Raw genomic sequence first — 10,711 nt, 5'->3', positions numbered from 1 at the left:
TGAGAAGATCATCTGTGATCTGACCGGGGCCGAAGCAGCCCTGGTCGTCAACAATAATGCAGCCGCTGTCCTGCTGGTTCTTGAAACGCTTGCCCGGGGGACCGAGGTCATAGTGTCGCGGGGACAGCTGGTGGAGATCGGCGGATCGTTCCGTATTCCCGATGTCATGGCCAAGAGCGGTGCCCGGCTGATTGAAGTCGGAGCCACCAACCGGACCCATCTGTTCGACTACGAACGGGCGATTACCCCGGAAACGTCGATGCTGCTCAAGGTGCATACCTCCAACTTCAGAATCATCGGCTTTACTTCAGAGATTTCAGCTGAAGAAATGGTCTGCCTGGCCCAACGACACGGATTGCTCGTGATGGAAGACCTGGGAAGCGGCTGCCTGGTCGATCTTTCCAGGTTCGGCCTGCCCAAGGAACCAACGGTGCAGGAAATCGTCAAGGCCGGTGTCGATATCGTCACCTTCAGCGGCGATAAACTGCTTGGCGGACCACAGGCCGGGATTATTGTCGGCAAGCGGGACGTGATCGAAAGGGTGAAGAAAAACCCCTTGAACCGGGCGCTCAGAATTGACAAGTTCACCCTGTCCTCACTGGAGATGATCCTGCGCGAATATTTCGACTCCAACGCCGCCCTGCAGAATATCCCGACATTGGCCATGCTGACCGTTTCTTCGGAAAAGATAAAAAAACGTGCCCGGGCGCTGCTTCGGCGCACCAGTAAATATATAGCCGATCGTTGTGTCATGTCGTTGATGCCGACCGTATCCCGGGTCGGTGGAGGCGCCATGCCGGAATATAGTCTCCCTACCTGGGCGGTTGCTCTCGAGCCACATGATATCAGTCTGAATTCGCTGGAGACGGACTTTCGCCAGTTGCCGGTGCCTCTTGTCGGCAGAATAGAACATGACAAATTTGTATTGGATATGAGAACGATACAGGAGGATGAGATCGTCATGGTTGCCGACATCCTCTCAGGCTACTTTGGCAAGGGGCCAGTATCGTGATGGAAAGATTCCCCCTCCCGGCAGTTCATTGGACTGTCGAGAATCATGATTTCATCCGCTTTTCACAGGAATATTCCGGGATACTGCGGAAAAGGATACCGACGGCGGCCTCTGTCACCTTTTACACCGACTTGAAGCGGTTGGAGACGGTTCTGCCGGACAGTCATGTCAGGGCGAAGGCGGCAGATCTCTTCGCCCTGGATGTGGCTGACCGCGAGCCTGTCATATTCGCGCCGGGCGGTATCCTGCTGCCGTTTGTCACCGGCAAGGGCCGGGTGGTGGTTGCCTGTCTGTCCGGCCTTGATCCTCTCGTCGTCGAGAGAGTGGCGAAGGATTGGCTTGCGGAGGTGCAGGCGGCGGCATTCCGTGATTTTCTCTCCGTCAAACAAACCAGAGTGGAGGCTGCAAGCGGTCTGTGCAATATTTCCCACCTGTATGCCCTCCTTGAAACCCCGTCTGAGGCTGGTCCCGTTCATCTGGTACTGATCGAACTCCAGCCGCGAACCAGGTCATCACGGGATGCATTTCAGAATGCACGAAGGGCGGCTATTGTCCTGCAGGGTTTTGTTGGCGACAGCGGAATTGTCCATCATCTTGGGCAGTGCATATTCGCCATTTTTCTCCGGGATCTGCAGGAGGATGAATTCTCCGAGCGATATGGCTCAAAGCTCGTCGCTCTGCTGAAGAGAGATGGCTTCTATAGGGTCCATGTCGGATCCAGCAGCGGCAGGGGAGAATCATTGCCGGAAGCGGTGCTCACAGAAGAACGGGATCGTCTCATGTCCGAGGCCTGGGCTGCCCTGCAGACCGCCGAGCGACGTGGACCATTCACCTTCTGTGACTACAGGGTCCTTGCCCATCCGGAGCGACATCCACTCTTTCCCTTGAGCGAGGGCCTGATCCGCAGGGTCAGGAGGCAATATTCGAGATCAGGGAAATTTTGTTTGGTTGAACTGGCAAAGGAAGGGTGGACGGGAGATCGACTCGCCGAGCTGGTCGGCAGGCATTTCGCCCCGGATCGCTCCTTTGCTGATGCGGCATCCGTCGTGCTGTTTCTTGACGGAGCTACAGGCCGGGATGCCCATCAGCAGGTGGCCAGACTCCTGCGGATGCTCGATCGAGAAACCGGTTGCGAATGCCGGGTTTCCGCCGGGATCGGCTCCTTCCCGTTCGCCGACTTTCACAAGGGCGAGATTCTGGCGAACTGTCGCAAGGCCCTGCTGCATGCAGCGTTCTTCGGCCCCGGGTCAATCGTCGAATTTGATGCCGTGAGTCTCAATATCAGCGGCGACATGTTTTATGGAGATGGCGATCTGTCGCGGGCATTGGCGGAATACAGACGCGGTCTCGTCTGCGATCCGGACAACGTCAATCTGCTCAACAGTCTGGGCGTCACCTATGCCATGCTGGGCCGACATTCCTTCGCCAGAGAGAGCTTCAGGAAGGTGCTTGCCGTGGAATCGGATAATTTCATGGCATTGTACAACCTTGGGCTGGATGAGGTCCGGCGCGGTGATCTGCATGGAAGTCTGAAGCACTTCGAACGGGCGCTGGAGGTCTGTTGCGAGGATGATGGCCTCGAGACAAGAAAAGATCTGCAACTACAGTTGGGAAAGCTGTATTGCCGGCTCGGCATGTTCGACCGGGCCTACCCTCTGCTGATGGAATGGCACGACACGGCGACCGGCTTGCAGCAGTCCGGGCCGGCCTTGAAGTACCTCGGTGAGGCCTGTTATGGTCTGGGGCGGAAGGATGAAGCCAAGGTCTGGCTCCAGAAAGCGTTGCGGTTCAATGAGCTTGATCCCGAGGCATTGAGCCTGCTCGGGCTTGTCTATATGGAGGAGGGGGAGGGCCATCAGATCGCCTTGGCTCTATGCGACAAGGGGGTCGAACTGAATCCCGACAATGCGGCATCCAGGCTGAGGCTGGCCAAGGTGCAGATCGCCTGCGGACTGCTGGTCGAAGCCCGGCGGAACCTGATGCAATGCCGTGGCCAAAAGAGAAATATGCCGGAATTCCAGATCTGCCTTGGACAGCTGTGGTTGAAACTCGGCAGGAAAAGGCGGGCGGATCGATGGTTTGCCAAGGTCTTGCAGAAACATGATCTTTCCCCTGAGCTGGCAGGTATGGCACGGGATCTGATGCGAAATTGAGGGTAAGGAGCGTTATGGAATTCCGGGAGCGGAGAAGAATCAGAAGGGAGCCGAAGTATTGCCTGGATAACACCGTCATCGGCGATTCCTGGCGGATGTTCCGGATCATGTCTGAATTTGTGGATGGCTTCGATGCGATGTCGGCCGTGGATCTGCCTGGGGTGACGATCTATGGATCAGCCAGGACTCCGAAAGATCACAAGTATTACCAACTGGCCGAGCAGATTGCCGCAGGTCTTGCCGAAGCAGGGTATGCGATCATTACCGGAGGCGGTCCCGGCATCATGGAGGCCGCCAACAAGGGGGCCACGGAGGCTGGCGGGGTATCGATCGGACTCAACATCAGTCTGCCACACGAGCAGGCACCGAATTTGTATACGAATTTCCCTTTGCATTTCAAATACTTTTTTGTACGAAAAGTAATGTTCATGAAATATTCGATGGCCTTCGTCTGCATGCCGGGCGGGTTCGGCTCGCTCGATGAACTTTTCGAGTCGATGACCCTGATCCAGACTCAGCGGATCAAGCCTTTTCCGATAGTGCTGGTCGGCAGCAGTTTCTGGGCTGGACTTGTTGACTGGATCAGGGATACACTCCTGACGGCAGGAAATATCGACGAGGAAGACATGCTGTTGATCAAGGTGCTTGATGAGGTGGAGGATGTCATCAGTTTCATCAGGAAGACGGTGATAGTGTAATCGCATAAACATCGCTGCAGCCGGCTGAAAGCAGTCGGCAGGCCGGTTGAATTCTGCTGATAAGAAATCGAGGAGAGAAACGGAATGGCGCAGATTGACGCATTTTTCAAGCTGATGAATGATGAAGGGGCCTCCGATCTTCATATGGTCGCGGAGCAACAGCCATTGCTTCGTATCCGGGGGGATGTGGAGCGGGTCAAGTTCAAGAAGATGGGGAATGAAGAACTGCGGGCCATGCTGTACGAGATCTGCCCTGAGGAAAAGATCAAGCTGTTCGAGGAGACCGGTGATATTGATTTCGGCTATGAAATCCCCGGTCTGGCCCGTTACCGCTGTAATTTCTTTCAGCAGAGATACGGGATTGGGGCGGTATTCCGCGAAATCCCCAGCGAGATCATGACCTGCGAGCAACTCGGACTGCCGAAGGTCATCGCCCGCCTGGCGCATCTGCCGAAAGGCCTGGTCCTGGTGACCGGACCGACCGGCTCCGGCAAGTCGACAACTCTGGCGGCGATCGTCGATGAGGCGAACAAGACGCGGAAGGACCATATCCTGACCATCGAGGACCCGATCGAGTTCGTGCACAAGAGTCAGAAATGCATCATCAACCACCGCGAGGTGGGGAGCCACACCCGGTCGTTTTCCGCGGCCCTGCGCGGGGCCCTGCGTGAGGATCCGGACATCATCATGGTTGGTGAGATGCGGGACCTGGAGACGATATCCCTGGCGATGGAGGCGGCCATGACCGGGCATCTGGTCTTTGGCACGCTGCACACGATCAACGCGATGAAGACCGTGGACCGCGTCATCGAGATCTTTCCGGCAAGCCAGCAGGGTCAGGTCCGTTCAACCCTGGCCGATGCCTTGAAGGCCGTTGTCTCCCAGACCCTGTTCAAACGAGTCGATGTCAAGGGCCGCTGTGCCGCGCTCGAGATTCTCATTGCGACGCCCGCCGTGCGCAACCTGATCCGTGAGGCCAAGACCTACCAGATCCTGTCGTCGATGCAGACGGGGAAAAAATTCGGCATGCAGACCCTGGACGACGCCATTATGGAATATCTGGAGAAAAAGATGATCAGTCCGGACGACGCTTACTCGAATGCGGTCGAGAAATCGAAATTTCTCAAATTCCTCCGCAACCCGCCATCCGATTTTACCGAGGTCTGATCTCTCCAAAGGGATTGGTCAGGGTGGCGATTCCGCCACCCTGCTCTTCACCGCCTGCTCGGTTCCGTTCTGGCCGGCGGCGCGCCTGTCGTCGCTGATATTTCTCGATGTTGAGACGGTGAATCGGCTGCCGTCCGTCGCCGTGACAATGGTGCCGTCGCGGCCGGTCGTCAACATCGTGATCCCCAGTTCCTCACACTGCCGTTCCAGCCCCGGGTGCGGGAAATGACCGGGCTGGCGGCTACCGGCGGAAACGATGAGATATTCGGGGGCGACCGCCGCGAGAAAGGTTTGCGAATTGGACGTCTTCGATCCATGATGGGGCGCGAGGAGAATCGTCGCCGCCAGGTCCTCGTTCATATCCGTCAGTCCTCGCTCGATCGAGCGGCCGATGTCCCCGGGAAACAGCAGCGCGAAGCGGCCCAGGCGGGCCTGGATCACCAGCCCGCTGTCATTTCTTTGTTCCCCTTTTCCCGGTCTTTCTCCGGAGCCGGCAGACAGGTTGCGGATGCACCTGAGCCGGCCGCGGCCGATGCCGAAACGTTCCCCTTCGGTCGGCATCCTTACCTGCAGCCGCTGCCGCCGGGCCTGCTCCAGGAGTTCAGCGTAGGGGCGATCGTGTGCCGCCAGGCTGTTGGTCCAGAAAACGGCCGGAGAAAAACGCTCGAGGATAAACGGCAGACCATTATAGTGATCCGAGTCGGGGTGGGTGACGACGATATGATCGAGACGGGTGATCCCCTTATGCCACAGGAACGGGGCGATGACGGTTTCGCCGACGGTTCGCGAAGATGACGACGAGCCGCCGCCATCGATCAGGACCCGGTAGCCGCCGGGAAATTCCAGCAGGGTCGCGCTGCCCTGGCCGACATCGAGAAAACTGACCGTGAGGTCCTTTTTGAACCTTTTCGTCAACTCATAGGGAGGGAGGATAAAAAGAACGAGGATGCAGGCGAAAACCGCCGCGGCGGCGATGAACAGCGTGCTGTTTTTCCGCCGGTGGCAGAGCAGCAGGAGCAGGACGGCGTAGTACGAGAAGATCAACCATATGCTGGGAGTCGGCAGCCAGGCGCCGGAGCAGGGCAGCAGCGTGAATATGTTCATGGTCTCCAGCGACAGCGTCAGCCCGGGGGCGCCGATGCGGAGCAGGGCTGCCGCCAGGTCCGGTGCAATGGGCAACGCCAGGCAGGAGAGCAGGGCCAAGGGGAGGCTCCAGAGACAGATCAGGGGTTCGACGAGGAGATTGGTCAGGGGGGCGATCAACGACAGGTGGTTGAAGTGGTAGAGCAGCAACGGGGCGGTGCCCAGGGTGGCGGCGACGGAGACGAGGAGGGCGGCGGCGAGCCAGCGCCGGAAACGGTGGAGATAGGATCGAGCGGCAGATCCCTGGTCTTTGTTGCCGCCGGTCAATCGCCGCACTGCCGGTGCCGTCAGCGCAATCGAGGCCACGGCGGCAAACGACAGCTGGAACGACGCGGTGAACAGGGCCTGCGGCTGGATGAGCAGGATCAGCAGGGCGGCAGCGGCGAGGAGGGTGGAGATCGATTTCCGCCGATCGGTGCACAGGGCGACAATGGCGATGCAGCTCATGACCAGGGAGCGCAGGACCGGGACGTTCATCCCCGCCAGAAAGGCATAGAAGAGAAGAGGCGGCAGACAGGCCAGCATCGCTGTTTTCCGGACATTGGTGTGGAGGATCAGCCGGGTCGATCGGCGCAGCAGCCAGAAGGTCAGCCCGAAGAGCATGGTGGCGATGATGGCGAAATGCAGGCCGGAGATAGAGAGGATGTGCATCGTGCCGCTGTCGCGGAAGAGATTCCTGGTGGCATCATCGACCCGGGTCTGATCGCCGATGACCAGGGCGCGATAAATGCCGTTCAGCGGCGCCGGGATCGAATCGTCAATGGCGGTGCCGATTTGCCGGCGCAGCCGTTCCGGCATAAACCGGAGCCGGTGGAGGAACGGCTGAGGCGCCTGTATTCGGCTGATATACGCCGCTGAAGAGAGGTAGCCGGTGACCCGGATCCCTTGCCGGGCGAGGTGGGCCGGGTAGTTGAAGGTCCCCGGGGTGTTGAAGCGCGACGGCCGCTGCAGCGTCAGCCGCAGGGCCAGTACCGTTCCCGGGACAGTGAAATCGGGCCATGGCTCCATGGTTCTGACCAGCACCCGGCCCTCGGCCGCCTGAAATTGAGGCTGGTCGGCAAAGCGGACCGATTCAAGCTCGACTGTCGCCTGGCCTGTCGTGCGATCGTAGGTTGCCATCGAGGTCAGGGTGGCAATGACGATGGCCTCGCGCTTGTCCTGAATGAGGTTGAAGATATGGTCGGGCGATGAGGGCGGCCGGTCGGCGGAGATGCCGTGCAGGACGCCGAGAAGCAGAAAGAGGTTGAGGAGAGAGAGGTGGGCGGCGCAGGTCCGGTGCCGGAGGTAGAGCACCAGGGTGCCGATCATCGTTCCGGTGATGAGCGCGACGAGCAGCGACGATTGGATCGGCAGCAGAGCGGATAAGCCGATCCCGCCGGTAAAGCCGAGGATGACGGTGGTCAGAAGATATGATGAGAGAAGATGGGCGATGAAGGTCACAGGTAGGGACGGATGATTGTCAGATGGCGCGCGACCACGCCTTGCTGCCGCTCGATCCATTCGCGGGCGAGACGGCCGATGGTTTTTCGCCGGTCTTCGGCGGATAACAGGGCCTTCAGGGTATCGGCGAGCGACTTTCCGTCGGTGACCGTCAAGGCCCCGCCGGCGGCAACCAGATCATGACTGATTTCGGCGAAGTCCTCCATATGCCTGCCGAAGAGGACCGGAACCCCAAGGGCGGCCGGTTCGATGGGATTGTGGCCGCCTTCCGCCACGATGCTGCCACCGACAAAGGCGATGTCGGCCAGGGCATACAGCCATGGCAGCTCTCCAATGCTGTCGACCAGCAGGACCTCCGTCGTTTTTTCCGGTTCCTGTGAGCGCATCGTCACGGCAAGGTGGTGGCGGCCGGCGATCTGAGCAATCGCCGGGCAGCGGTCGGGATTGCGGGGGGCGAGGATGAGGCGGAGGCCGGGATGGTGCTTTTTCAGTTCAGCATAGACCGAAAAGATGATATCCTCCTCGCCTTCGTGGGTGGAACCGGCGACAAATATCAGACAGTTGTCCGGGAGGTGCATTGAGGGACAGGCCCGACGCCCGGCAGGCGAGGTGATCAGCGTGTCGAATTTGAGATTGCCGAGACGGTGCAGCTTGAGGGGATCGACGCCGAGCCGTTCCATATTGATCCTGTCCGTATCGGTCTGCAGGCAGAGATGGTCGAACGATCGGAAAAGGGGACGGAAAAAAAAACCGGCCCGCTGGTAACGATGGAATGACCGTTCAGAGATCCTGCCGTTGACCAGGATTGCCGGAATAGTGTTTTTGTTGAGGGCGGTCAGCAGGTTAGGCCAGAAATCAGTCTCGACGAGGATGTAGAGATCCGGTCGGATCAGGCGAAGAAACACGGCGATGACCGGTCCGATATCCAACGGTGACGGGAAGATGGCGTCGACCTGATCCTTCAGCAGGGTTTTCGCGAGAAGGAGTCCTGTCGCGGTCGTTGTCGAACAGACGATGCGGGCATCGGGAAACTCCTTGCGGAGGCCAAGGACGAGAGGACGGGCCGATGAAACTTCACCCATCGACAGGGCGTGAACCCAGACCGTTTTGCCGGTTGCCGGCGTCGATGGGAGCCGGCGTTGCAGGCCGATTCCCAAGCGGGACAGCAAGGTTGTCCGGTATTTGGGCCGGAGCAGGACCAGCAGGGCAAGAATTGGCCAGGCAATAACCAGGATGAGAAACTGGCAGAGATTGTAGATTGGTACCATTGATAATTTTTCTCCTTAGAATTTCAGGAATCTACCATAGACGGTCGGAGATGGAAAGTCCGGGATCGAAGGTCGGGAAAACCGGGGAGATGCAGCCTGGAGGCAGAGAATGAACATCATCCTGTTAGAGGAACGGGAGATCCATGGGGGACGGGTCGTCCTCGATGATCGTCGGGCGGTCCATATCCAGAAGGTCCTGCGGGCTACGGTCGGCGATCGGGTCCGGGTCGGGCTGGTTAACGGTCCGATGGGCAGCGGGGTGCTCACCGCGGTCGTCAAGGGGCGACCAACCCGGGTCGAACTGGTGGTGGAACTGAGCGAGCATCCGGCCCATCAGCCGGAGCTCGATATTATCCTGGCCCTGCCGCGGCCGATCATGCTCAGGCGCATCCTCGGGCAGGTCGCCGCGCTCGGCATCGGGACGCTGTTCATCATTCAGGCCAACCGGGTGGAAAAGAGTTTCTGGGATTCAAGTCTCCTGGAGCAGCACGAGTACCTCGAGCATCTCCGCCATGGACTGGAACAGGCGGTCGATACGCGGCTCCCCCAAGTCCAGATATTCAAGCGATTCAAGCCCTTTGCCGAGGATTTTCTGCCCCGGATCAAAGACGATTACCGCTTCAGGATCCTCGCCCACCCGTATGGGACTTCCACCCTGGCAGGATATCTCGGTCCCGGTCCGGGACGTATCCTTCTTGCCGTAGGGCCCGAGGGCGGTTGGGTTGACTTCGAGGTGGATCGGTTCGAGGCGCAGGGATTTTGCTGCTGTTCGATGGGGGAAAGAATCCTCAAGGTCGATACCGCCGTGGTCGCCCTGCATGCGCGGGTTTCAGCGATACGGGAAATGTTGTGTCGGTAGGCGGCGTGATGCCGACCTCGGCAGAGGCATCCTGGCCGCCAGCCGGCCGCCGTTATTGTCGGTGCAATCGCAATGGAACAGGGGAGCACGGCGCAGCGGCAGGATTTCCAGCCATGTTTTGAAGTCGATCAGCGCCAGAAAAAGATCGTGGAAACAGGAGGATGGTAATCAAAATCAAGGTATTCTGTCGTGATGCCGGAACCAACCGGCTATGGTAAAAAATCATATTTTCAGCTGTGGAGAAGGTAGTCTGCGCAAAAACTTCAAGAAAGATACCTATGTCGTTGTAAATACGTCACGAACAGCAGGTGTCAAACAACCTTGACTCATATCTCACCATAGCCTGATCAGGTGTCCTGAATACTGAATTCCCTCTTGTCGACCGGATGGCCATTCAGGTGAATCTGGACCTGCCAGCGCCCATATACGTTGCCCTTGAATTCCCGGCCGGTCACCAGTTCGGTGAAGGGGCCGTTCTTCATCAGCTCCAGCCAGAAATAGGACCGGTGCGTCAATTCGGGGGCATCCAGCAGGATCGTATGCTCGGAGGTGTTGATGGTCTTGCCTTCCGGATCGATCCACGAGGCTGACAGTCGGTGCTGCCCCTTGTCGAGGTCGTGGAGTTCCAGGACGATATAGATCCGGTCCGAGGGGAGAAACGTGTCCTGTTCCGTGACAAAGGGTTTCGCGTTGTACATCGCGGTTTCGAGGTTGGTGACCTTCCTGACGGAATCATCCGTCCCGGTTGTTGCGGCGCTCGCGGATGAGCGGTCGAAACGCCCGGCCAGCACCAGTTCCCTCGTCTTCGAATCGTCGGCGGCGACAATCTCCAGCGCTGCTATGGCGATCGGGGTCTTCCTCATCGATTTCGGCGGTGCGTTCTGCACCGCCAGCCAATAGAGGAAGAGGATAAAGACCAGGGCCAGCAGCGGCATGACGATCAGGTGACTGGATTTCATGCGTTCTCGGGT

The 10,711-nt window shown here is 58.7% G+C and carries 8 protein-coding genes (1 of these 8 cut by a window edge); 5 read left to right on the top strand and 3 right to left on the bottom strand.

Annotation, left to right across the window (positions count from 1 at the left end; genetic code table 11):
- From selA to ACWGKN_RS08235, 4 genes are all read left to right on the top strand, one after another.
- Positions 1–1,012, top strand: the 3' portion of a protein-coding gene (gene selA / locus ACWGKN_RS08250) for an L-seryl-tRNA(Sec) selenium transferase (RefSeq protein WP_035228923.1). The gene continues 398 nt to the left of window position 1, outside the view; the window shows 1,012 of its 1,410 coding nt (coding positions 399–1,410); its start codon lies beyond the left edge, outside the window; it ends in the stop codon at positions 1,010–1,012.
- Positions 1,012–3,165, top strand: coding sequence for a tetratricopeptide repeat protein (locus ACWGKN_RS08245; RefSeq protein WP_035228924.1), 2,154 nt, complete (start codon positions 1,012–1,014; stop codon positions 3,163–3,165). The genes selA and ACWGKN_RS08245 overlap by 1 nt, the downstream gene beginning before the upstream one ends.
- 14 nt (positions 3,166–3,179) lie before the next feature.
- The gene (locus ACWGKN_RS08240) at positions 3,180–3,863 is read left to right on the top strand and encodes an LOG family protein (protein WP_052159880.1); all 684 of its coding nucleotides are present in this window, start codon (positions 3,180–3,182) and stop codon (positions 3,861–3,863) included.
- 84 nt (positions 3,864–3,947) lie between these two features.
- Entirely contained in the window at positions 3,948–5,030 is a 1,083-nt protein-coding gene (locus tag ACWGKN_RS08235) for a type IV pilus twitching motility protein PilT (protein WP_035228925.1), read from the top strand.
- Positions 5,031–5,048: 18 nt separating this feature from the next.
- Here the strand turns inward: ACWGKN_RS08235 and ACWGKN_RS08230 are convergent, their stop codons facing one another.
- The gene (locus ACWGKN_RS08230; RefSeq protein ID WP_035228926.1) at positions 5,049–7,613 is read right to left on the bottom strand and encodes a DNA internalization-related competence protein ComEC/Rec2; all 2,565 of its coding nucleotides are present in this window, start codon (positions 7,611–7,613) and stop codon (positions 5,049–5,051) included.
- Positions 7,610–8,881: a 3-deoxy-D-manno-octulosonic acid transferase gene (locus ACWGKN_RS08225; protein WP_452095027.1), complete on the bottom strand. Its 1,272-nt coding sequence runs from the start codon at positions 8,879–8,881 to the stop codon at positions 7,610–7,612. Before ACWGKN_RS08225 ends, ACWGKN_RS08230 begins: the two co-directional genes overlap by 4 nt.
- Positions 8,882–8,990: 109 nt before the next feature.
- Between ACWGKN_RS08225 and ACWGKN_RS08220 the strand changes: the two genes are divergently transcribed.
- Entirely contained in the window at positions 8,991–9,740 is a 750-nt protein-coding gene (locus ACWGKN_RS08220; protein ID WP_452095026.1) for a 16S rRNA (uracil(1498)-N(3))-methyltransferase, read from the top strand.
- A 347-nt stretch (positions 9,741–10,087) separates the two neighbouring features.
- On the opposite strand, the gene ACWGKN_RS08215 is transcribed toward ACWGKN_RS08220, so the two are convergent.
- Positions 10,088–10,699, bottom strand: a complete 612-nt coding sequence (locus ACWGKN_RS08215; protein ID WP_035228932.1) for a hypothetical protein — start codon at positions 10,697–10,699, stop codon at positions 10,088–10,090.
- Between the last annotated feature and the right edge of the window lie 12 nt (positions 10,700–10,711).

The organism is Desulfoprunum sp., assembly GCF_053613775.1.
Note: the sequence above shows the minus strand (reverse complement) of the source record. Positions and strands in the feature narration are given on the sequence as shown.

What these genes read in the sequence shown, in the direction of transcription:
- ACWGKN_RS08235 (WP_035228925.1), top strand. Translation starts at nt 3,948, where the DNA reads ATGGCGCAGATTGACGCATTTTTCAAGCTGATGAATGATGAAGGGGCC.
- ACWGKN_RS08215 (WP_035228932.1), bottom strand. Translation starts at nt 10,699, where the DNA reads ATGAAATCCAGTCACCTGATCGTCATGCCGCTGCTGGCCCTGGTCTTT.
- ACWGKN_RS08245 (WP_035228924.1), top strand. Translation starts at nt 1,012, where the DNA reads ATGGAAAGATTCCCCCTCCCGGCAGTTCATTGGACTGTCGAGAATCAT.
- ACWGKN_RS08240 (WP_052159880.1), top strand. Translation starts at nt 3,180, where the DNA reads ATGGAATTCCGGGAGCGGAGAAGAATCAGAAGGGAGCCGAAGTATTGC.
- ACWGKN_RS08225 (WP_452095027.1), bottom strand. Translation starts at nt 8,881, where the DNA reads ATGGTACCAATCTACAATCTCTGCCAGTTTCTCATCCTGGTTATTGCC.
- ACWGKN_RS08220 (WP_452095026.1), top strand. Translation starts at nt 8,991, where the DNA reads ATGAACATCATCCTGTTAGAGGAACGGGAGATCCATGGGGGACGGGTC.